This is a genomic window from Wolbachia endosymbiont (group A) of Epistrophe grossularia (assembly GCF_947251435.1).
Taxonomy (GTDB): domain Bacteria; phylum Pseudomonadota; class Alphaproteobacteria; order Rickettsiales; family Anaplasmataceae; genus Wolbachia; species Wolbachia pipientis.
The window spans coordinates 666,692-688,269 of the sequence record NZ_OX366363.1; the positions used below are offsets into that span (position 1 = coordinate 666,692).

The following is a 21,578-nucleotide window of genomic DNA, read 5'->3' on the forward strand; positions in this document are numbered from 1 at the left end:
AAAGCGGATAATAACCCCAGGGCTTCTTTTGCCTTTTTTTTCATTTGGTAAATTTCTTAATATTTACAGCTAAACAACAACCGTCATCCCTAAGTATCCCGCTGCTTGTTAGCGGCTGAGATACCGCGAATGAATCGCGGTATGACGGTTCGCGGCAGGATGACGATAAGCTCGTCATCCCACTACTTGTTAGCGGCTAAGAGATACCGCGGCGGTATAGCTATAGGATGACAAAAAAAGGGCACTGTGACGGACTTAAATCACAATTATCAGTTAATGCGGCATTATAAAAAACGCCAAACTTTTTTCTGCTTTTATGCAAGAAGTCTAGTCCATATATTCCTCCCACTTCTCCGCGACTTTCCTTACTATTTCCTCACTCATCTCAATTTTCTTTCCCCACTCTCGTTTGGTTTCAGGCGGGATTTTATTTGTCGCATCAAATCCCATTTTACCTCCAAGTCCACTTTCAGGGGAAGCAAAGTCTAAATAATCAATAGGTACACTTTCTATCATGATTGTATCACGCACAGGGTCCATCCTCGTTGACATTGCCCACATTACTTCCTTCCAATCACGTACATTTATATCATTATCAACAACGATAATAAACTTCGTGTATAAAAACTGCTTTAGAAAAGAAAGTATGCCCATAACAATTCTTTTTGCCTGCCCTGGATAGGATTTTTTTATCGACACTATCGCTATTCTATATGAGCAACCTTCCGGTGGCAGATAAAAGTCCACTATCTCTGGAAATTGATTGATAAGAATGGGCACAAAAATTTCATTGAGTGCTTCACCAAGAATCGATGGTTCATCAGGTGGCTTGCCAGTGAAAGTGCTAAGATATATCGGGTTTTTACGCATAGTAATTGCAGTAATATTAAATTCTGGAAATTGCTCAACAGAATTATAGTAGCCAGTGTGGTCTCCATATGGTCCCTCATCTTGATATCTATCCAAACTCACATAGCCTTCCAGAACGATTTCCGCGTGAGCTGGCACTTGAAGTGGAATAGTCTTACAATTTACAAGTTCAAGCGGCTTCTTTCGCAGCAGTCCAGCAAATTGGTATTCTGACAATGTTTCTGGCACTGGAGTTACCGCAGCAATAATCGTTGCAGGATCACTACCGATCACAGCAGCAGCAGGAAATTTCATATTTCTGCCTTCTTCCTTCCAACGCTTATGGTGAGTTGCGCCACCCCTGTGTGCAAGCCAACGCATTAGTGTTGTTTTTTTATCTATAACCTGCATACGATATATTCCAAGATTAAAATTATCTTGCTTTTCTTTCGTGGGTCCTTTCGTTACCACAATTGGCCAGGTGATAAGTGGTGCAGGTTCATTTGGCCAGCATGTTTGAATGGGCAGTAGACTTAGGTCCACTTCATCTCCGGTTAGCACTACCTCTTGACATGGAGCCTTGCTCACGACTTTACTTCGCATCGATAACACGACTTTCAACAAAGGAAACATTTTTATAGCATCCTTAAAGTTTTTTGGCGGCTCAGGTGATTGCAAAAATGCTAAAAGTTTACCAAGATCTCTTAGTTCATCAGGGTTTATGTTCAACCCCAATGCAATCCTCTTAATAGTACCAAATAAATTCACTAAAACTGGAATCGAATTTTTGCCGTTTTCTGTGACAACATTTTCAAAGATGATAGCTGGTCCTTTGTTTGACAAAACTCTGCGGTGAATTTCTGTCATTTCAAGAACTGTTGAAACCTCCTCCTTAATCCTAATCAGATCTTTTTTTTCTTCTAAGGCTTTGATGAAGTCACGTAAGTTGTTGTACATATTCCAGTTTTTAAAATTTTAAGTTTACATTTAGTTTTCAAGCACTTTATTGAAATTTGACCTATGCACTACTTTCCTGCCTAGCGAGCTTTCAGTTAATTTGAGATCAAATCCTCATATTGCTTACTAAGTTTGTATTTCCTTCCTCTATTGGAAAAATCTACAATCTTGATAAACCCCATTTCCACCCACTTTTTACAAAGTTGCGCACTGGTACGAGGCTTAAAATTAAATAGTTCGCCAACCTGACTAGCTGTAATAGCGGAAAACTCCTGGAAGAGCTCAAGAGCTTTGCGTTGTTTAGGATCAAGCTTACGTATAAGATCAGTCTGATCAGCGTGGTATTCTTCTTTATTTATACGTTGTAAAACGTTCTCAAATGAATTTGCCATACCTTCTACGAAATACTCCACCCACTTAGTAATATCTGCTTCAGCTCGTCCCATGTAATAGTTGTGCGATGGACCTATACTGATTGCTTCATAATACGCTCCTAGATTCTTAGCATAATATTCTTCCAATGAATAAAGTCCTTTTAGGTCATACCCACCAAGGTGTAAAATTAATGTAGTCAACAATCTTGCAGTACGACCATTACCGTCATAGTAAGGGTGAATTGTTACAAATTGATAATGCGCAATACCTGCAATAATTGGGCAAGGCACTTGCTCACTGTTACGAATCCAATCAATCATACTGCTCATGAGCTTTGGTACATCCTTTGCTTCAGGTGGCATATAAATTATTGCACGTGTAAGACTATCGCGGATAACATTTTGACCATCACGATAAGGTGTTGATTTTATTTTAGATTTTCCACTTGCTATTACTAGAGCATGTAGTGTTTGAACAGCTTTCTCAGTAATGGGTATTCTCCTTGCTGCCCATTGTTCAACTTGAGTTAAAGCTGCATAATATCCTTTAACCTCATTTTCATCTCTCCTATATTTTGGAAAGTGGCTTTTACCACTTAAAACCTCTTCAATCTGTTTAGGTTCAAGTCGATTTCCTTCAATCATAGTAGAATAGTGTGTGGTATAAAGCCGTGCAGTTTCACGAAGGGACGAGAGCATCGATACAGTGAGTGGCAAATGTAACACTTTTTCTTTTGCTGCTTCAATCTTCATAAGGCAATTAGCAATTTTAGAAGTAATCGTATAATTTGGCATCGGCATAATATCTGCATTACATTACTTCTATATTATGCTGATAAAATGCAGATAATACAACATTTACACGACGCCGACCATAAACAGCAATAAATTCGGCTGATTGAGAAAGAAGTTTGTCTTGTAGAATAGCTATTTCTTTTTCTCTGCCAATTATTGGTTCACTCATATGTTTATTCCGCGGAAAATTATACACAGCGGAATAAAATTATCAACTTTGTTTTACCGCCATGTTTACAGCGCGGCGGTAAAAGATAGAGCATCTCATAATTGGCTATTCTGGGGGTAGTTTGGTCACCTACATTATCAAGTCTTCTGATGAACTTTGTGACAATATACCTAATCATTGTACGTAAAGTTTGTATTCGAGGCAAAACTGACTATAAAATACACTTGATATAAATGTTTTTATATATTAACATTAGATGCTTCTTTTAATATACAGATAAATGTGTACTAAAAGTTTTATGTTGTAGGTTTTTAAATAAATTGTATGTCTAGAATATCGTTTTTATTAATTTTAATAATAGCAATAGCAAGCTTGCCGATAATAAACAATTGGCTTTCAAATCGCAGCCAAATGCTAAGCGATGATTATATAGGTGAGAAATTAGATAATTATATAAGCAGAAATTTCGATAAGATCGTAAAAACTCTCAAAGAGGAGTCGATTAAAAGTAGTTACGCTGCTCGAGATAATGTAACCAAAAGTAAAATTTCACAATACAAGGATCAAATATTTGACCTTACTTATCCTTACTCCGGAAATGAAAATAGTAGTGTTATAGCTGTAGGCTTCCTTGACTATTCTTGTGGACATTGCAAAGCTATAAAGAATGATATAAAGCAGTTAATTAACGACGGCAAAATTAAGTATATCTTTAGGGATGCTCCAATACTTGGTAACGCTTCTTTAAAGGCAGCAAAAAGTGCTTTAGCTGTCTATTTTCTCGATAAAGAAAAATATTTCGATTTTCACCATGCTGCTTTAAGTCACAAAGGAGAATTTTCAGACGAAAGCATATTGGATATAGTGAAAAACATAGGGATTGATGAGGACGATTTTAATGATTCCATAAAAGATAACGCGGACAAAATTGAGCAAATGATAAACAACAGTAGGCTTCTAGTAAGAGATTTGGGAGTAGGTGGTACACCTTTTTTAATAATTGGAGATAGCCTGTTTGTAGGAGCAACTGATTTGAATGTATTACGCAAAAAAGTAGATGAATTAAGTCACAAGCAAGGCTAGTTACAGTTTGCCATAAAATTTTATTTTTTTTGCTTGACAACTCAAATGAACCTGAGTATACTAATTATAAATGTGATAAGTAACGGCACGTAGAAGCTACGCAGTAGCTCAAGAAAAGCAGGTGATGCCTACAGATCGAGCATACCCTTAGCCTGCAAAGGTTGACTAATCCATTAAAAAGTGTTAAACTCAATATATAATTACCATTCTGGAGTTACAATATGAAAGAACCTAATTATACAAGAGAACCAATTGCTCTTTTTCGACAAGTCAAAGAAAATAAAAAACCAAGTAATCTATTGGATAATTTAAAGAGTGCTTATCCTAAAAAACTAAAGATAGGGGCTGCTCTAAAGACAGGGGATTGCTTTTTTGACTCCGTGGCTCAAGGGTTGAATGAGTTAAAACCTGGTCATCGTTTTACCGCAAAATCATTAAGAGAAGGTTGTGCAGATTATGCTGAAAACAAAAAGGACTCACGATGGGTTTTTGATGAAATAACAAAAAATATTGCTGAAGGATATGCTGTACCTATGATAGGTTCAAACGGAAATGTAATGAAGGATAACCAGAACAATATTATACCAGACAATATTGCATCTTTTGATAGATATTTAAAAGATATTAGAAGTATGGCTACAGAAGCTAGCCTACCTATATGGGGTCGCCCAGGGATTGAAGGGAGAATGATATGTGATAAGTATGAAGTGGAGCTTTATATTTATTCAATAGAGGAAGATAGTCAAAAAGTTACAGTAACTAAAATTACAGCACATGATGATGATCTAGAAGTTTTTATACAAGATGTGAATCTTGATCAATTAAAGATAGATAATAGTAAAAAAACTGTAGGAGTAGTGAATTACATGCAACATTTTGTACCACTCCTTAGTGGAATTTCTGAAGATATAAAAGAAGATCAACAAGTTTCTAGTGAAGCAATTCTTGGCACAGATAAAGGAATTCCTGCTTCTGATCAATCAGAGAAAGAAGTACAACAAGAAATAATTAATATCAGTACTAGTGCGACTGTTTATACGGATAAAGAAATCCCTTTTTCTCATCAACTAGAGCAAAAAACACGACAAGAAGGAATTAATGCCAGCGCTAGTGCGACTGTTTATACGGATAGAGAAATTCCTACTTCTAATCAATCAGAGCAAAAAGTACAACAAGAAATAATTAATACCAACACTAGTGCACCGGTTTTACAAATTTACACAGATAAAAAAATCCCTTCCTCTCATCAGCAAGAACAAAAAACACAACAAAAAGGAGTACAAAAAAAATTAATCAATAGTTACAGGAAAGAGGCTATTTATGGCACAGTTGCTGTGATAGCAGCTATAGCATTCACAGCATCTGCTATAGCTGCTATCATTACTCAAGCAATTCCTTTTGCATGTCTTGCTGGAACTGCTTTAGTCGCTGCATGTGTTTGTGTATATCAATTAACGCAGAGTCATAAGAACATTAACGAACTGAAAAGCGAGTTAGGAAAAGGTCAAGAAGATAATGCCCACACTTTCTTAGAGAAGGTGGGATTAAAAATGCACGATCTTATTAATAAAGCAATTTCAAAAGTTTAAGATTTTTCCTACTTTATCTACATCAACTCAACTTTATTTCTACAGGAGGGTATATGTCATTCACAGAAATTAGATTTCCAGAAAATATATCTTATGGTTCCACTGGAGGACCGGAATTTTCCACTGACGTTGTAACAACTCACAATGGTTGTGAACAGCGCAACATCAATTGGTCTCATGCACGCACTAGATACAACATAGCTTACGGGGTCAGATCAAACGAGCAGCTACTAGAACTAATAACATTTTTTCATGCACGAAAAGGTAAAGCAATAGGGTTTCGTTTTAAGGATTGGTCGGATTTTATAGCCATCAACCAAGAGATTGGTATAGGAGATAACAAAAAAACGACTTTTCAGCTAATCAAAACTTATGTAAGTGGGGAAGATAAGCATATACGTATGATCAAAAAGCCAGTACATGGGACAGTAAAGATTTATTTAAATGGTAAAGAAGAGAGTGAATATTCAGTAAATTATTCAACGGAAGAAATAACATTCATGAAACCGCCAGTAAAAGATGCGATAATCACTGCGAGCTTCGAATTTGATGTGCCCGTGCGCTTTGATACAGATTACTTAAACGCTTCTATTGATGACTATGGAAGCAATAGCTGGAATAACATTCCACTAATAGAGGTAAAATTTTAGTTATAAGCGAGCATAGATCTACATCATAGTAGGGCTACTAGTCACCATCAATTGAAAAAATTAAGCACCACTGAGGCTCTATATTTAAATGAGCCTCAGTATATGCAATTATTTTAAACTTTATCACCAGCTATATACTACAATGTTGCTGAGCTTTGCTAACATTTACACTTGAAGCTTGGGGAGATTCTAACTCAGTGCTTTTTTCTTCCTGCAAAATAGAAAGCTTCAACAATTCCTTTAGAGTTGATTTTGCAAGTGTTGTATCATCTTTGTTTAAGATGTAGTCTAGCATGCCGTTTTTCTGTAAGCGATTAACAAAATATCTATCTTCCTCATTAAGAACCTCTATCTTGTTAATACAAGATAATACTAAATCCGAATTCTTTGTTGCTAAAATTCCATTCAAAAAGATATCTAATTTTGTTTTGTCTTCAGTCAAGTCTCTAGCTAACCTATTTCTGATATTCTCATTGTCAAACACAATGTACTCGAGGTACGAGGAAGGCTCAATAAGTATAAAGTCCTCTAAAGGTACTAGTTCTAAACAGTTGTCAGCATAAGCAAATATTCCACACTCAGTAATACGCCCTCTTCTTCTCACAACACAGCACTTGGGAAGACTATGATACATTGATAACAAAGAAAAAAGACGTATTATACTTGTACCTCTATCTTTCATTTCCTCGAAAAGCTTCCTATCATTTATTAATTTGTGCAAAATGTAATCCATAGCAGGACCTGATTTGCGGAAACGAAACATATTATTCTCTTCAAAAATGGCCTCAGCTAATTCGATAGATTCTTTATCCTCATCTACAAAAGCTTTTTCATTTCTATTTAACTGTATGATCTCAGCTTTGCTATCTCTGCGTAGACCAGTTCTCCTTATTAACATCTCAAATATTTTTGTATTCATATATATCCTATATTAATTAAAGTAAATATTAATAATGTTTACTTTTTAAATAAAAATAAATGAAAATTTTAATAAAAATTAAATTTTTTTTAATAGAATAAAAATCTTTTATATTTGCTTGAGTACCAAAAGGGCTTTATTGGTGTAATGCGTTTTCTATTGCGCCTGGCTGCAGTGCCCAGCGTCAAGATCTGATGAACAATGTTCGCTTGCCAGCTTTCGCTTCAATATTTGCACAATTGTGCTAGATCCCCTGCATAACCTGCTTTAAAATCTCCTCCTGCTGCTGAGTGTGAACACTAACATAACCACATGCAGGAGATGCAGCAGCAGGTCTTGCGATACACTTAGGTCTTTTTGCTTGGATATCGAGATTAGATAACACTTCTTCTATCAATGGGTTGACAAAAAACCATCCTCCCATATTTTTTGGTTCTTCTTGACACCATATAATTTCAGCGTTTTTGTACTTTTCAAGTTCATTACTTAGTTTATCTGCAGGAAAAGGATAGAATTGCTCCAAACGTATTACTGCTATATCGTTTATTTTTTGTGCTTCACATATGTCGTAATAAACTTTACCACTGCATATTACAACTTTACGTATTTTATCATTCGAAACTAAACCTGTTCTACATTCTGGAATTACTGTGAGGAATTTTCCTTCAAAATCAGATAGGTTAGATACTGCTCTTTTGTGGCGCAGTAGCGATTTAGGTGTAAACACTACCAGAGGCTTACGAAAGTCTCTATGCATTTGTCTGCGTAAGACATGGAAGTAATTCGCCGGAGTGGAACAATTAACTACCTGCATATTATCCTCTGCGCAGAGTTGCAAAAATCTCTCTATACGTGCGGAGCTATGCTCAGGTCCCTGTCCTTCATAACCATGAGGCAGCAATAAAACTAGACCGCTTGATCGCAACCACTTTGTTTCTGCAGATGCGATAAACTGGTCGATCATAATTTGCGCACCGTTTGCAAAATCACCAAATTGTCCTTCCCAGAGCACCAGTGAATACGGAGAATCAAGACTATATCCATATTCAAAGCCCATTACAGCATACTCAGATAGTGCGCTATCTATGACCTCAAAGTGAGCTTGCTTTTCATTTATATTGTTTAGCGGAATAAATGCTTCTTCTGTTACCTGATCAACAAGCCTTGAATGACGGTGCGAGAAAGTTCCACGACCAGAGTCTTGTCCTGATAAACGCACTCCTATTCTTTCTGTGAGCAGTGATGCAAACGCAAGACTTTCGGCAGTTGCCCAGTCTATATTACTACCAAAATTTATGCTGTCTATTCTGCCATCGAGTATTTTTCTAACCTTATTGTTAATGTTAAAGTTACTTGGGATATTGCTATTTATACGCACACCTAATTTTTTCAGCTCATCTGGCGGAACACCAGAATCCGTGTAGTATTCGCTCAAATCGTTCAGCTTTGCTCTTCTTAATTTTGACCACACTCCACAAAACCAGTCAGCTTTTTTTGGAGTGTAAGCCGCTGATTCAGCAAGACTTTTATCTAATTTTGCCCTGAATTCACTGCGCAATTTATTTACTTCATCGCCATCTAATACTTTCTCTGCAGTCAATTTTTCTTCATACAATGTTCCAGGAGTTTTATGCTTTGATATCGCCTTATACATAAGTGGCTGAGTGAAATTCGGTTCATCACCTTCATTATGGCCATATTTGCGGTAGCACATTATGTCAATTACTACGTCCTTTTTAAATTTCTGCCTATATTCCATCGCCAGACTTGTAGCAAAACTCACAGCTTCCGGGTTATCTCCATTGACGTGAAACACTGGAGCTTCTATTGATTTTGCTATATCAGTGCAATAAAAAGAGGATCGTGCGCAACATGGGTTAGCAGTAAAACCAACTTGGTTATTAATGACAATGTGCACAATGCCATCCACTTTATAGCCTTCAATATTGCTTAAGGTTAAAGTTTCAGCAACCACTCCTTGACCGATGAAAGCCGCATCACCATGAATTGATATGCCAAGCACAGATCTTATATTCTGTTTTGCTCTTATTCTTCCAGCCAAAACCGGATTTACCGCTTCAAGGTGAGATGGATTAGGGCATAAACTTAAATGTATTTTTTTGCCACCTGAAAGTGCTCGATCAGAAGAGTAACCAAGGTGATATTTAACATCACCGGACACCTCAAGACCACTTGGGTATGCAAGATTGCCTTGAAATTCAGACAGCATTGCCGCATATTCTTTCCCCATCACTTTGGTTAGAACATTGAGTCGTCCGCGGTGAGCCATGCCAAGGACTATTTCTTCAATACCAAAAACCGTAGAATCACTAATGATTTTTTCAATTGCAACGATAGCTGATTCTCCACCTTCAATAGAAAAGCGTTTATATCCAGGAAATTTCATATGGAGAAATTGCTCGAACATTTCGGATTCGACCAAGTGCCTCAGTATTTCCTTTTTATCTTGTGAACTCAGCGTATAGGTTTGATTTTCGATCTTTTCCTGCAGCCACATCCTCTCCTCATAAGAGGAGATATGCATAAATTCAAAACCGATGTTCTTGCAGTAAATATCTCTATAGATTCCAGCGTCACTTGCCGGATATAGATTCGAATATTTCTGATAATCTACTTCCTTATTCACATTGGGTGATAACGGATTAAGATCCGCAAAAAAATGACCGTAAGATCTGAAAAAATTTGCTACTGAATCATCCACCTTAGTTACATGTTGTGCACCGCAGGTCTCCGCTTTATTAACTTCTAAATTGCTTGAAAAAATTCTATACCAATCCTCCCCGATTGATTTATCACCCTGCAAATAACGGCTATACATTTCTTCCACAAATTCTGCATTATCACCATAAAGGCAGCTTAAACTCGACATAATTACTATATAAGATATCAAACACTTATAAGTATAACTTAAGTTTTTTAAAAAAGAACTCCTTTCGTTTCTAATTATTAAGTTGCACTTACAACTATTGTAATATGGCACAAATTACATAGCAAATAGTGTCATCCCAGTGCGTGAAGGTGGAATCCAGTTTTTATTTGCAGCCTACTTGACTTGAAGCTAAGTTTTCTGGATCCAAATAGTCAAGGCACTGGGATGACAAAAAAAGGAGCACTGGAATGACAAAGCTATAGGTTGCAAGCGAGACGTCATACCGCCGCGGCGCTAACAAGAGATCCCGCTAACACGTAGCGGGATGACGGTTGTCGTTTAGCTATAAACATTAAGAAATTTACTAAGCGAAAAAAAAGGCAAAAGAAGCCCCGTGGTTGGCTAATTACTTACATTATACTTTCAAGTATGGCGTTTTTTTATTCTAAACGCTTAATAACCGCGATTTAGCTGCTTTTTAATGCAACTAACCTTTAGTCATAAATGTTTAAGAAATTTACTAAACAGAAAAAAAGACAAAAGAAACCCTAGGGTAGCTAATTATTCACTATCCATTTTTTAAGTTGGCGTTTTTTTATGTTTTAAATGCTTTATAAGCGCATTTTAGCTTATATTAGGTAAAAACCTAGAATTTTATAAAGACATAAGGTGCACATAGTGCAAAAAATTAAACATGAGACGCCAGATTCGTGAGTTTTTTTGTCATTTAATCTGTACAGAGAAGATAAATAAATAGCTTCACTTTCATGATAAGGGGGCTGACGGAGTTTGTCAAGGAAGTTTTTTCGTTTAATCCGTTTCTATGAGCTACTTGGATGACGAGGAAAGAGCACTTACATATTTATGGCAACCTCATTACCTACGCTCAAAAAGTTTTTCAATATCACTGAGTTTCATTTCTATATAAGTTGGTCTTCCGTGGTTGCATTGCCCGGAATATGGGGTTTTTTCCATTTGTCTCAGCAGCTCATTCATTTCATCTAACCTCATTTTTCTACCCGCTCTAATTGATCCATGACAAGCGATAGTGGCCAATATTTTGTTCACTTTATCTTCTACTGGCAATGTATCTTCTATTTCCGTTAATCTATCGACTATATTAATTAGCATCTCTTTCACATCTATTGCTCCCAAAATTGCAGGGATTTCTTTTACTATCACTTTATTTTCTGATTTGATCTCAATATCAAAACCCATTTCAAATAACTTATCTTTATAAACTTCAATCATCTCCATTCCGGCTTGATTTTTGATTTCAACCGTTTCAGGAAGAAGTAGTTTTTGTCTTTTTACACTTGATTTTTGTTTTAAGCATTCATATACTAGCCTTTCGTGGGCTGCATGCTGGTCGACTATAATCAATTTGTCTCTTACCTCGGCAATAATGTAAGTATTATAGACCTGACAGCGTGCAAACCCGAGCGGGTGGCTCTCTATCAAATCAACTTGCTCTAACACCTTTTTTTCTAGAACCATAGTCTCCGCTTGTGATGGTAATTTCTGTATGCCGGTATAATCAAACGATTTTGACTGTTCTGATAAGCTTTTTACTCTTTCATTTGGAGAAGCAAATTCTTTTATTAGTTGATTTTCAAAAGGACTTGGCCTTCTTTCATTTTGAACATTAGGTTTATCAAAAGGATCTGGCAATGTTGAATCCATTTTCTGGTCATGCGCTAGAAAGGTGCCTATCCTTCTTGACAATGCTTTAATTAATCCTCTTGTCACTATCTCATATATGAGCTTCTTATTCTGAAACCTTACTTCTGACTTATTTGGATGCACATTTACATCTACTTGATCATAAGGTATCTCTAAATGTAACGCTGCGAAAGGATACCTATCGCTTGGAATAAAATCATGATATGCATACCTAACTGCGCCAATAAGTAGATTATCTTTGATTGGCCTTCCATTAACAAACGTATAGATCTGAGTTGACTTACCACGATTGACGGTCGGTTTACAGATGTGTCCCGTAAGTTTAATGCCGTCTTCTTCTTCATTAATCTCCAGAGAACTGCCCTGAAATTCTTCTTCTACTTCACACAATCTATGAAATAACGAAGTCTGCTTAGCGTATTTTAAGAGCTTTTTATTACCTGAAGTGAGAGTAAACCCTATATGATAGTTAATCATTGCTAGGTTGTTTACAATATCAACAATGCTTTGAGTTTCTGCTCTTTCAGTTTTTAGAAATTTTAGTCTATTTGGAGTGGCAAAAAATAAATCTCGTACTTCAATATGTGTGCCTTGTGATAAAGAGTAAGGAGTTTGCTCCCCTATTTTCTCTCCACCCTCATAACTTATAGACCATGCTTCATTTGCTTCTCTTGCCTTAGACGATAATTTTATCCTACTTACTGCTGCTATTGAAGGCAGAGCTTCTCCTCTAAAGCCAAGATGCTTGATTTCTATCAACTCATTGTCGCTCAATTTTGAAGTAGCATGGCGCATAAACGCAAGTTCTAAATCGTTTTTTTCTACTCCGTTACCATCATCTGTCACAATAATAAGGTTACGCCCACCACTTTCTATTTTAATCTCTATTTCTAAACTTCCAGCATCTATTGCATTTTCCACTAATTCCTTTACTACACTTGCTGGCCTTTCTATCACCTCCCCCGCTGCTATACGGTTTATGGTTTTTGTGTCTAAAAGAATTATTGCCATAGATTTATTATGAAACTGGTTTTTCTTTTACTTCTTTGGTCTGTTTCTCTCTCCACTTTTTTAACCTACCTGCAATTTCACTGTTGGAAATTGACAATATAGATACGGCAGTAATGGCAGCATTATATGCTCCATTTTCTCCTATAGACATGGTTGCAACTGGAACACCCTTTGGCATTTGAACTATAGAGAGTAGACTGTCCAGCCCATTTAATTGTTTACTATGCACAGGAACGCCGATAACTGGTAAACAAGTTAGTGACGCAACCATACCAGGTAAATGAGCTGCACCTCCTGCACCAGCTATAATAACCTTAAAACCTTCTTCTTGTGCAGATTTAGCAAAATTGAAGAGCCTTTCTGGTGTTCTATGTGCAGATATTATGAATATATCATGTGAAACTTCTAATGCTTTTAACATATCAACAGTATGGACCATAGTGGTGTAATCTGACTCACTTCCCATAATAACAGCAACATCTTTTTTTATTTTTGTCATATTCAACACAATTTTACTTACTAACTAAATAATGTTCCAGCTAAAAAGCAACAAATATTTAAATTATATTATAAATATAATATATAGAATTCTCGTTAAAATAGAAATTTTAAAAATTTAAATAAATATTTATATTAAGATATAGAGATATAAACTTCTTATGTAAGATAAATTTATAAAATAATTATTTTTGTATTTCAAGCTTTATAATCTTAGCTTGTTCTTTCTATAAATGGTTTTTTCAGATAGACTGATGGTAAAATGGTAATTTAAAATTACTAGAAATTTGATAAAAATATTAATATATAATCAACTTAAAGTTTTAAATATTGATATCATATAATTATTGACAAGTTACATGATATTAATATCTTGGTATATTAAATATTATGTTATAATATTTAATAAAGTTAATTGATATGTGAGTGTAAGAATTATGGAAATAATATCGTTAAATAACTTAGACAGTGCAGGAATAAAAACAAAGTTGCTTTATATAATAAATAAAATTATAGAAAAAAATGCTTGGACTCAGGCTTTTGCAGCTGAGAAACTTGGTATTGATCAGCCAAAGGTATCGCAAATTAAAAATGGTAAAATAGATGGTTTTTCTTTAGAGCGATTGTTAGGATTTCTAAAAAAACTTGATCATGAGATAACAATCACGATGACAGAAAGCCAAGAAATAAAATCTTAGGCAGAAAAAGTAAAACATGAAGTTGAATCGCAATAGATACAAAGTTGACAACTTGTTTTTTGTGATATAGTATAAAATTTATTAAGGTAGTATCTTATGGCTGAGTCTATTGTAGAAAAGTGTATAGAACGGGTAAGTAACCGTTTCAAATTGGTTCTGTTGGCAAGTCAAAGAACACATGATTTAAATACAGGGGCAAGTAATCCAATTCAAGCAGCTAAGTTTAAAGGTCATAAAAATACCATAGTTTCCTTACATGAAATAGCAGGAAAACAGGTGGATACTCATGAGCTGTTTAGCCTTTTGGTAGGTAGATGCAAGGAATACATGAAAGGAAATATGAATAATGTTTACAGCAGTAATACAAGTAAGCTAGCGAATTTATTAAATTTTTCTGATAACACAGATCTTGATGCAAGTCAAGAAAGCCAAGATTATGAAGTGGATGGTGAAATAGATGATGAAATAAATGATCAAGATGGCGATGAAGAAGTATCCGTTTAGAAATCTACTGAAGTTACATAGTCTTTAAATGATTTGCATTGCTATCTATACACTGTTGTTCTGTATGAGTGTAATGTTGTGTTGCATAGTGTCTAAGTCAAATGATGTGTACAATAAGGTTTTAGCGTTCAATAATTTCTCAACGCAAGTAGTTGTACTTATAACAGCAATATCAATCATTCTGAATAATTTTTTTTTAATTGATATAGCATTGTTGTATGCTAGCGTTAGCTTTATATCAACTATAGCACTAATGAGATTAATGTTGTTTTGATAATTTATGATAGGATCCATTTTCATATTTTTAGGTATTTGTTTGATAATTATTTCAAATATAGGGGTGATCAGATTTCCTGATTTCTATACTAGGTTACATGCAGCAGGTATTACAGATTCTAGCGGTGCAACGTTATTGTTAATTGGTTTTGCTTTGCAGAATGGATTTTCAATCAATACTGTTAAAATAGTATTATTAATTTTTATAATATGGGTAGCTAACTCAACTAATAGCTATATTTTAGCGCGCACTCATTATAAAGTTAAGAAAAAAACTGTTAAAGAAGGCTAAGGTGTTAGAAATATTAAATGTAGTGTTACTTTTGTTGTTACTAACAGTTACGGTTTTTATAGTTTTCTCGCGACATTTAGTCGTAAGTGCTGTTCTAATGTGTGTATTTAGTTCACTGATTGCGCTTATATACTTAATTATGAATGCACCTGATGTTGCAATTACTGAAGCTTCTGTTGGTGCGGGGCTCAGTACAGTTTTTACGTTTGCAGCACTCTCCTTGATAAAGAATCATAAAGTAAATCTATCTCATAACCCTATAACGCTTTTTTTTATGTTATTTCTGGCTGTATGTTTGTCATATTTTATGATTCAATTGCCAGATTTTGGCAGCCACAATGCTCCGATCCACTTGCATGTTGCTCCTTATTATGTGGAAAATACCGAAAAAGCTACCGGTATTCCTAATATAGTGACAGCTATTTTGGCAAGCTTTCGTGGTTATGATACGTTTGGAGAAACTATAGTAGTTTTTACTGCTGCGCTTTGTATAACGTTGATATTAAAAGAAGAAAAAGAAAATGATTAAAGATCCGATATTAAATGCAGTAACATTTTTGATGATACCTTTTATCATTTTATTTGGTTTATACATACAATTTCACGGTGATTACACTCCGGGTGGAGGTTTTCAAGCAGGAATAATTATTGCCTCCGGGATAATATTATATTCAATGCTATTTGGTGTATCTACAACTCTAAAAGCAATACCTTATTCTGTGATTAGATTGACTAACGTGTTAGGTATTTTAATTTATGGAGGAACGGGCGTTGCAACAACTTTACTTGGCCAAAATTTTTTATCTTATGATATCTTGTTAACCAATAATAGAACCGGTCAAAAATTAGGTATTTTTTTGGTGGAATTAGGTGTAGCATTTACTGTCTGCTCCTCTATGTTAATTATATATATAAATTTTGCTCGTAGGAAAAAACAATGACTTTATATAATTATACGATTATTATTGTATTAATGGTGCTAGGTTTATATATTATTATAAACGATAAAAATTTAATCAAGAAAATGATAGGGGTAAGCGTCTTCCAAGCATCTGTTTTGTTATTTTACATATCTCTAGGATATATAAAAAGTTCCTTGCCTCCTATATTGGTTTCAAATTTTTATTCATATAGCAATCCTATACCCCATGTTTTAATGCTTACTGCTATAGTGGTTGGAATTGCAACATTTTCAGTTGGATTATCCATAGCAGTAAAAATGGAAGAAAAGTATGGAACAATTGATTAAGACAAGTGTACATAAATTAACAGTATCTTAAACTATATGAAGTAACAAATAGCCACAAGTTAAAAGTAAAATTATAGACTTGCTCGTTGTAAGTTTGTTTGTTAATAAGAAATAAAATTATAAACTATAAAGGTAATGATGTCAACTATTAATGATGCAGAAGATAAGAAAAAAATTATCAAAGATCTGGTAACTAAGAGTATAAAAAAGGGTGGTTTTATCACCTTTGATGATATAAATGATAAATTATCAGATGAAAATTTTTCGTCTGACTTTATAGATGATGCTATATCTTTATTGCAGGATTCCGGAATTAATGTGCTTGAAAGTAGCGAAGATGAAGAAGATATTCCTTCCAACAGTGATGATAGTAAACTTGATGATGATGACACATCGCCAAATGTTACTGCAACTTTAGTACAAAATGATGATCCAGTGAGGATTTATTTACAAGACATGAGCTCCGTAAAGCTTTTATCAAGGGCAGATGAAATCGAGATAGCAAAAAAAATTGAATCTGAAAAGCATAACATGTTACGCGCAATAATTGAAACATCAGTAACATTAAAGGTGATAAAAGTATGGCGTGATGATTTAAGTAATGGAGCTCTCTTACTGAGAGAAATTATAGATCTGGATGCAATTTATAACTCTGATTTTAATGTGGTACCCAAAGAAGAAAGTGAAGAGAGTGAAGAAAGTGCTGAAGATGTTGAGGATTCTGAGGATGTTTCTGAAGATGCTGAGTACTGTAGTGATGATGAGAAAGACGGTAATAATGAAGATATAAGTTCAGTCAATTTAAATGTTTCTATTCTTGAAATGGAAAGTGACTTATTGCCAAAGGTCATAGTTGCATTGGATGAGATAATTACTTTAACAAATGAAGCGTTGATATTAAGAAAAAATTCTAAAAATTTCTCTAATGAGCTAGAAAATTTGTATAATCAAATATGGTCTATAGCATTACAAATTAAGTTAAGTGATGCTGCTGTTGCCAGAATTACACAAGAACTTTATAAGATAAATAGATCCATTACGCTTGAAGAGGCTAATCTTATTGCTGAGGCTAGAAAATACGATATCGATAGAGAAAGTTTCTATAAAGTTTATGATGACGTGCTTTTAAAGCACGAATTGAAAAAGATAAGTCTTTTAAAGATCAATGAAAATCAGTCCTCTTTTACAGGTGAATTAAAAAACAAATTTTTAAGGTTTATAGACGATAACTCTGAACATATAGCTAGTACCTTGAACGGTATTAAGCAGCATATACAGGAAGATAACGTACAAGAATTTAAGGAGCTAATCAAGAGAATACAAAAACACGAACGAGAAGTCTCTGAAGCAAAGCAAGAAATGATTAAGGCTAACTTAAGGCTAGTAGTTTCCATTGCTAAGAAGTATTCAAAAAGAGGCCTTGATCTGCTTGATTTGATACAAGAAGGCAATATTGGTCTTATGAAGGCCGTGGATAAGTTTGATTACAAACGTGGATATAAATTTTCAACTTATGGCACTTGGTGGGTAAGACAATCAATCACTAGAGCAATACCTGAGCAGTCTAAAGTAGTTAGAATACCAGTTCATATGGTGGAAATTATCAGTAAAATCAACAGAGCATTAAGAAAGATGACTCATGAGATGGGAAGAGAGCCGACGTTAGAGGAATTGAGTGTAGAACTGACAATGCCACTGGAAAGAATACGCAAAGTTATGAAAATAGCAAGGGATCCAGTAAGTCTTGAAGCTCCAACAGGAAAAGATGATAGTAGTACCTTTGGTGATTGTATAGAAGACAAGCGAGTCTCCAGGCCAGAGGATGCTGCAATACTTGCTGACTTGCGTGGCATTACAACCAATGTTCTTGCAACTTTAACACCAAAGGAAGAAAGAATTTTAAGAATGCGTTTTGGCCTTGGTAAAGATGGGAAGGAACATACCTTAGAAGAAGTAGGAAAAATTTTTAATGTAACACGTGAGAGAATTAGGCAAATAGAGGCAAAAGCACTGCGCAAGTTGAAACATCCAAGCCGTGCTAGAAAACTTAGAGGGTTCTTTTAAGTATACGTGTCAAGTTAAGAAGAAGCTGATTTTGCCCGGAAAAAGTGGAGAGCAAGTTAGGCCAAAGTTGTATAATTTCACCGCTATTTTTCTTTTTCTATGAATCTAATGAAACAACATGCTAATCTACGGTAAATATTATGACAAACAAAAATGACAATTCTAATTCAAAGTATAGAAATTTTTATGTTCTGGGTGATAGCTTATCCGATAATGGCGCAATCATTGGAATTTTAAATAATTTATCCTTTGCAAAAAGCGTAAAATTTGATGATCCTTTTTATCAAGGAAGATCTTTTAGCAATGGCCCTACTGCTGTTGAATATATAGCAAAATATTTAGATTTAGATGAATTTAAACCTGGGTGGAGTTATTCATTTTTTGGGAGATGCCACGAACAGCAAGGTCAGAATTACGCAGTTTCATATGCAACAGCATCTGAAATTTTTGACCCTATTTTTTCTTATTTCTTCAATAAATTTCGTTTAGCTAACCAGCTAGATGCGGTAATTAAACATCATCCAGATATAGGTAAAGAAGATTTATTTTGCATCATAATCGGCGGAAATGATGTTATGGTTGCCACTGCTTATGACGATACTAAAGCGGAAGAAGTGTTGGAACAAGCAGTGAGTGAAATATGTAATGCACTTAAGGTTCTAAATGAACATGGTGTTAAGCATGTAGTTGTTGCAAACGCACCTGAAGTTGGCTTAATACCAGCTTTTAATAGAGATGAAGAAGCAAGGGAACTAGCTACAAAGCTCACGGAGAGTTTCAATGCAAAACTGGCTAAAGGCTTAGATTATATGAAGAAAAGTACAAATCTTGAAATAAAAGCATTTGATCTTAACTCTAAAATGAGAAGTATGTTTAGCGAATACAAGAGCAAAGGTTTAAATTGTCAAGATGCATGCACATCGAACATTGCAGACCAAGTTGGGAGATTTAAAGAAAATATAAAAATACTCTTAAAGTTGATATTTAAAGGGGAACTTGACGTTCACTATAACCCTGGGTGTAGCAAAGAAACACTAAAGGATTATTTCCATCCAACTGCGGAACTTCATCATGAAGTTGGTAATGAAGTGTATGAGTTGATTTGACACAGTTTTTTTGAACATATCCTTTTAAATAGTAACCAGACTGCATTCTGTGATTTTTAGCAAAACACGATCTTTCATTTGAGCTTTCTTCAATTTAAAATAAATACAGAAAATTGCTGCCTATAGCTAAACTGACTTAGATTTACCGACAATTTGAAAAACCGTCATCCCGCTACTATATATAGCTCTTTTCATAAAAGTCCGGATGTGATAGGATAAGGGTAGATGATGATAAGGAGGTTGAATGCCAGCAGCATATAGTTATGATTTAAGAAAAAAAGCAATGGAAGCACTAGACGAAGGAGAAAGCAGAGAAACAGTGGCAGCAAGATTTAAGATTGGACGAACTACTTTATGGGAGTGGCAGCAAAGAAGAAAAGAAACAGGAGACTTTCAATCAAAAAAACTTGGAAATGGGGGTTACAATCACAAAATTACCGACTGGGATACCTTTGCCAAATTTGCCAGAGAACACGGAGGAAAGACTCTATCGGAAATGGCTAAACTTTGGAACAACGTTAGTATCCAAACGATCTATCGAGCCCTTAAAAAAATTGGATTTACGCGCAAAAAAAGACATATGGATACAAGGAAAGAAACGAAGAAAAACGTGCTGAATTTTTGAAAATTATAGCGACAAAAGAACCTAAAAACTTAGTGTATATAGATGAGTCTGGCATTGATAACACCGAAGACTACCCCTACGGATATTGCCAGAAAGGACAGCGGTTTTATGCCTTAAAATCTGGAAAGAAAACTCAACGAATCAGTATGGTTGCAGCCTTAAGTGGAAGAAAGATAGTTGTTCCGTTAACCTTTGAAGGCCACTGTAATATGGATGTTTTTAATGGATGGTTTGAGCAATTTTTGACACCGATCTTGGAACCTGGACAGACTGTCATTCTTGACAATGCTACTTTTCATAAGTCTGATAAGATTATCGAGCTTGCTAAAGGGGTTGGTGCAGAAATTTTGTATCTGCCGCCTTATTCTCCAGATTTCAACAAAATTGAGCATCATTGGTTTGCTATAAAAAACAGAGCCAGGAAAAACATTCCTCTATTCGAATCCTTTCGTCGTGCTGTTGATTCTGCCTTCCTATGACCTGTTTGGACTATTATGAGAAATGCTATATATAGTTATTGATATATATTTTCTTTTAAGCTCTTGGTTTTGATCGATAAATGTAATCATTTCATCTTCTAAAGTTTTAATTTGATTACGTAAAATTGCAAGAAGTTCCTCTATTTGTTTGATTATAGATGTATCAGTTACCTGTTGGATTTGGGTTTTTTGTATTTTTGCTATTTCTACAAGTTGGTTTCTACGAGATAATTTTTGTTTCAAGCAATCAATATTACCATTACTAACTGTTAAAGGAGTAACACGCATATCTGTATTATTAATATAACGTGAGATGATACTGCAGTCTATTTTATCAGTTTTTGTAGTAATACCAAGGCTTTTAGCATAGTCTCTCCCACCTTGGTTGAATGACGTACACCTCAAAACCATTGCTTAGTAAAGTATAGGCACATAATTTTTCGTATCCACCAGTTGCCTCAAGACCAATTTTGGTTACATTATGCAAACGTAAAAAGTCCAGCATTTCACCAATGGATTGTACATTGTTTTCAAATATTTTATAATGCTCAAGTGGGTGAATGTGGAGATCTAATTTACTTTTGCTAACATCAATGCCAGCAATAATGTTTGATGAATTCATAATTCCTCCGTAATAATAACATATACTGCATTTTCCAGCCTTATATACGAGCCTAAAAGCTCAATCAGTTGTTCGGAACTTTCAGTATAATAAACCAGAGAAGAGAACCTTGCTGAACAACGATTCTTATAATCAAGGGGCGTGACGATTCCTCTTCTCTGTGTGTCTTTAATCTCACTACTTTGATATTTATAAA

The 21,578-nt window shown here is 34.9% G+C and carries 22 protein-coding genes; 13 read left to right on the top strand and 9 right to left on the bottom strand.

Annotated features, from left to right (window positions below):
- Positions 1 to 327: 327 nt before the first annotated feature.
- The 3 genes from OPR28_RS03185 to OPR28_RS03195 form a co-directional block, all read right to left on the bottom strand.
- Entirely contained in the window at positions 328 to 1,806 is a 1,479-nt protein-coding gene (locus OPR28_RS03185; RefSeq protein ID WP_265023489.1) for a UbiD family decarboxylase, read from the bottom strand.
- A 95-nt stretch (positions 1,807 to 1,901) separates the two neighbouring features.
- Positions 1,902 to 2,975 carry a Fic family protein gene (locus tag OPR28_RS03190; protein WP_264373652.1) on the bottom strand — a complete coding sequence of 358 codons (1,074 nt, stop codon included), beginning with the start codon at positions 2,973 to 2,975 and terminating at the stop codon, positions 1,902 to 1,904.
- 16 nt (positions 2,976 to 2,991) lie between these two features.
- On the bottom strand, positions 2,992 to 3,144 hold the full coding sequence (locus tag OPR28_RS03195) for a hypothetical protein (RefSeq protein WP_007548541.1): 153 nt from the start codon (positions 3,142 to 3,144) through the stop codon (positions 2,992 to 2,994).
- 324 nt (positions 3,145 to 3,468) lie between these two features.
- On the opposite strand from OPR28_RS03195, the gene OPR28_RS03200 reads away from it, so the two are divergent.
- The 3 genes from OPR28_RS03200 (at position 3,469) to OPR28_RS03210 (ending at position 6,466) form a co-directional block, all read left to right on the top strand.
- Positions 3,469 to 4,227 carry a DsbA family protein gene (locus tag OPR28_RS03200; RefSeq protein ID WP_174515720.1) on the top strand — a complete coding sequence of 253 codons (759 nt, stop codon included), beginning with the start codon at positions 3,469 to 3,471 and terminating at the stop codon, positions 4,225 to 4,227.
- A 221-nt stretch (positions 4,228 to 4,448) separates the two neighbouring features.
- Positions 4,449 to 5,816, top strand: coding sequence for an OTU domain-containing protein (locus OPR28_RS03205; protein WP_265023490.1), 1,368 nt, complete (start codon positions 4,449 to 4,451; stop codon positions 5,814 to 5,816).
- Positions 5,817 to 5,869: 53 nt separating this feature from the next.
- Positions 5,870 to 6,466, top strand: a complete 597-nt coding sequence (locus OPR28_RS03210; RefSeq protein ID WP_265023491.1) for a TIGR02217 family protein — start codon at positions 5,870 to 5,872, stop codon at positions 6,464 to 6,466.
- Positions 6,467 to 6,596: 130 nt separating this feature from the next.
- Here OPR28_RS03210 and OPR28_RS03215 read toward each other — a convergent pair whose 3' ends face one another.
- The 4 genes from OPR28_RS03215 to purE form a co-directional block, all read right to left on the bottom strand.
- The gene (locus OPR28_RS03215; RefSeq protein ID WP_265023492.1) at positions 6,597 to 7,385 is read right to left on the bottom strand and encodes a hypothetical protein; all 789 of its coding nucleotides are present in this window, start codon (positions 7,383 to 7,385) and stop codon (positions 6,597 to 6,599) included.
- A gap of 244 nt (positions 7,386 to 7,629) precedes the next feature.
- The gene (locus OPR28_RS03220; RefSeq protein WP_265023493.1) at positions 7,630 to 10,275 is read right to left on the bottom strand and encodes a 2-oxoglutarate dehydrogenase E1 component; all 2,646 of its coding nucleotides are present in this window, start codon (positions 10,273 to 10,275) and stop codon (positions 7,630 to 7,632) included.
- An 876-nt stretch (positions 10,276 to 11,151) separates the two neighbouring features.
- Positions 11,152 to 12,969 (bottom strand): DNA mismatch repair endonuclease MutL, encoded by a 1,818-nt coding sequence (mutL, locus tag OPR28_RS03225; RefSeq protein WP_065094468.1) that lies wholly within the window; start codon positions 12,967 to 12,969, stop codon positions 11,152 to 11,154.
- Between the two features lie 7 nt (positions 12,970 to 12,976).
- Positions 12,977 to 13,468, bottom strand: a complete 492-nt coding sequence (purE, locus tag OPR28_RS03230; RefSeq protein WP_006280351.1) for a 5-(carboxyamino)imidazole ribonucleotide mutase — start codon at positions 13,466 to 13,468, stop codon at positions 12,977 to 12,979.
- Positions 13,469 to 13,904: 436 nt separating this feature from the next.
- Between purE and OPR28_RS03235 the strand changes: the two genes are divergently transcribed.
- The 10 genes from OPR28_RS03235 to OPR28_RS03280 all read left to right on the top strand — a co-directional run bounded on the left by OPR28_RS03235 (position 13,905) and on the right by OPR28_RS03280 (position 20,760).
- Positions 13,905 to 14,165, top strand: a complete 261-nt coding sequence (locus OPR28_RS03235; protein ID WP_265023764.1) for a helix-turn-helix domain-containing protein — start codon at positions 13,905 to 13,907, stop codon at positions 14,163 to 14,165.
- A 96-nt stretch (positions 14,166 to 14,261) separates the two neighbouring features.
- Positions 14,262 to 14,669, top strand: a complete 408-nt coding sequence (gene rpoZ, locus OPR28_RS03240) for a DNA-directed RNA polymerase subunit omega (protein ID WP_007548528.1) — start codon at positions 14,262 to 14,264, stop codon at positions 14,667 to 14,669.
- A 28-nt stretch (positions 14,670 to 14,697) separates the two neighbouring features.
- Positions 14,698 to 14,943, top strand: a complete 246-nt coding sequence (locus tag OPR28_RS03245; protein WP_007548527.1) for a monovalent cation/H+ antiporter complex subunit F — start codon at positions 14,698 to 14,700, stop codon at positions 14,941 to 14,943.
- 6 nt (positions 14,944 to 14,949) lie between these two features.
- Positions 14,950 to 15,237: a monovalent cation/H(+) antiporter subunit G gene (gene mnhG, locus OPR28_RS03250; protein WP_006279703.1), complete on the top strand. Its 288-nt coding sequence runs from the start codon at positions 14,950 to 14,952 to the stop codon at positions 15,235 to 15,237.
- Position 15,238: 1 nt separating this feature from the next.
- Complete coding sequence (locus tag OPR28_RS03255; protein WP_015589497.1) at positions 15,239 to 15,766, top strand: DUF4040 domain-containing protein; 528 nt, start codon at positions 15,239 to 15,241, stop codon at positions 15,764 to 15,766.
- Positions 15,759 to 16,178, top strand: coding sequence for a Na(+)/H(+) antiporter subunit B (locus tag OPR28_RS03260; RefSeq protein ID WP_006279705.1), 420 nt, complete (start codon positions 15,759 to 15,761; stop codon positions 16,176 to 16,178). Before OPR28_RS03255 ends, OPR28_RS03260 begins: the two co-directional genes overlap by 8 nt.
- On the top strand, positions 16,175 to 16,486 hold the full coding sequence (locus OPR28_RS03265; RefSeq protein WP_006279706.1) for a cation:proton antiporter subunit C: 312 nt from the start codon (positions 16,175 to 16,177) through the stop codon (positions 16,484 to 16,486). The genes OPR28_RS03260 and OPR28_RS03265 overlap by 4 nt, the downstream gene beginning before the upstream one ends.
- 138 nt (positions 16,487 to 16,624) lie before the next feature.
- Positions 16,625 to 18,550: an RNA polymerase sigma factor RpoD gene (gene rpoD / locus OPR28_RS03270; RefSeq protein ID WP_138265032.1), complete on the top strand. Its 1,926-nt coding sequence runs from the start codon at positions 16,625 to 16,627 to the stop codon at positions 18,548 to 18,550.
- A 140-nt stretch (positions 18,551 to 18,690) separates the two neighbouring features.
- Positions 18,691 to 19,656 (top strand): SGNH/GDSL hydrolase family protein, encoded by a 966-nt coding sequence (locus tag OPR28_RS03275; protein WP_265023494.1) that lies wholly within the window; start codon positions 18,691 to 18,693, stop codon positions 19,654 to 19,656.
- Between the two features lie 244 nt (positions 19,657 to 19,900).
- Positions 19,901 to 20,760 (top strand): IS630 family transposase gene (locus OPR28_RS03280; RefSeq protein WP_264705388.1). Its coding sequence is split into 2 segments (ribosomal slippage): positions 19,901 to 20,225 and positions 20,225 to 20,760, totalling 861 coding nucleotides; the frame shifts between segments, so codons are not numbered across the junction.
- Here the strand turns inward: OPR28_RS03280 and OPR28_RS03285 are convergent.
- Positions 20,755 to 21,171, bottom strand: coding sequence for a hypothetical protein (locus OPR28_RS03285; RefSeq protein WP_265023495.1), 417 nt, complete (start codon positions 21,169 to 21,171; stop codon positions 20,755 to 20,757). The genes OPR28_RS03280 and OPR28_RS03285 overlap by 6 nt on opposite strands.
- The gene (locus OPR28_RS03290) at positions 21,122 to 21,382 is read right to left on the bottom strand and encodes an IS110 family transposase (RefSeq protein WP_259348577.1); all 261 of its coding nucleotides are present in this window, start codon (positions 21,380 to 21,382) and stop codon (positions 21,122 to 21,124) included. The genes OPR28_RS03285 and OPR28_RS03290 overlap by 50 nt, the downstream gene beginning before the upstream one ends.
- Positions 21,383 to 21,578: the final 196 nt, after the last annotated feature.

Coding starts and splice junctions, on each gene's coding strand:
- OPR28_RS03265 (WP_006279706.1), top strand. CDS start 16,175: ATGACTTTATATAATTATACGATTATTATTGTATTAATGGTGCTAGGT.
- OPR28_RS03245 (WP_007548527.1), top strand. CDS start 14,698: ATGATTTGCATTGCTATCTATACACTGTTGTTCTGTATGAGTGTAATG.
- OPR28_RS03215 (WP_265023492.1), bottom strand. CDS start 7,385: ATGAATACAAAAATATTTGAGATGTTAATAAGGAGAACTGGTCTACGC.
- OPR28_RS03205 (WP_265023490.1), top strand. CDS start 4,449: ATGAAAGAACCTAATTATACAAGAGAACCAATTGCTCTTTTTCGACAA.
- OPR28_RS03220 (WP_265023493.1), bottom strand. CDS start 10,275: ATGTCGAGTTTAAGCTGCCTTTATGGTGATAATGCAGAATTTGTGGAA.
- mnhG (WP_006279703.1), top strand. CDS start 14,950: ATGATAGGATCCATTTTCATATTTTTAGGTATTTGTTTGATAATTATT.
- OPR28_RS03185 (WP_265023489.1), bottom strand. CDS start 1,806: ATGTACAACAACTTACGTGACTTCATCAAAGCCTTAGAAGAAAAAAAA.
- OPR28_RS03290 (WP_259348577.1), bottom strand. CDS start 21,382: ATGAATTCATCAAACATTATTGCTGGCATTGATGTTAGCAAAAGTAAA.
- purE (WP_006280351.1), bottom strand. CDS start 13,468: ATGACAAAAATAAAAAAAGATGTTGCTGTTATTATGGGAAGTGAGTCA.
- OPR28_RS03200 (WP_174515720.1), top strand. CDS start 3,469: ATGTCTAGAATATCGTTTTTATTAATTTTAATAATAGCAATAGCAAGC.
- OPR28_RS03235 (WP_265023764.1), top strand. CDS start 13,905: ATGGAAATAATATCGTTAAATAACTTAGACAGTGCAGGAATAAAAACA.
- OPR28_RS03260 (WP_006279705.1), top strand. CDS start 15,759: ATGATTAAAGATCCGATATTAAATGCAGTAACATTTTTGATGATACCT.
- rpoZ (WP_007548528.1), top strand. CDS start 14,262: ATGGCTGAGTCTATTGTAGAAAAGTGTATAGAACGGGTAAGTAACCGT.
- OPR28_RS03275 (WP_265023494.1), top strand. CDS start 18,691: ATGACAAACAAAAATGACAATTCTAATTCAAAGTATAGAAATTTTTAT.
- rpoD (WP_138265032.1), top strand. CDS start 16,625: ATGTCAACTATTAATGATGCAGAAGATAAGAAAAAAATTATCAAAGAT.
- OPR28_RS03210 (WP_265023491.1), top strand. CDS start 5,870: ATGTCATTCACAGAAATTAGATTTCCAGAAAATATATCTTATGGTTCC.
- mutL (WP_065094468.1), bottom strand. CDS start 12,969: ATGGCAATAATTCTTTTAGACACAAAAACCATAAACCGTATAGCAGCG.
- OPR28_RS03190 (WP_264373652.1), bottom strand. CDS start 2,975: ATGCCAAATTATACGATTACTTCTAAAATTGCTAATTGCCTTATGAAG.
- OPR28_RS03195 (WP_007548541.1), bottom strand. CDS start 3,144: ATGAGTGAACCAATAATTGGCAGAGAAAAAGAAATAGCTATTCTACAA.
- OPR28_RS03285 (WP_265023495.1), bottom strand. CDS start 21,171: ATGGTTTTGAGGTGTACGTCATTCAACCAAGGTGGGAGAGACTATGCT.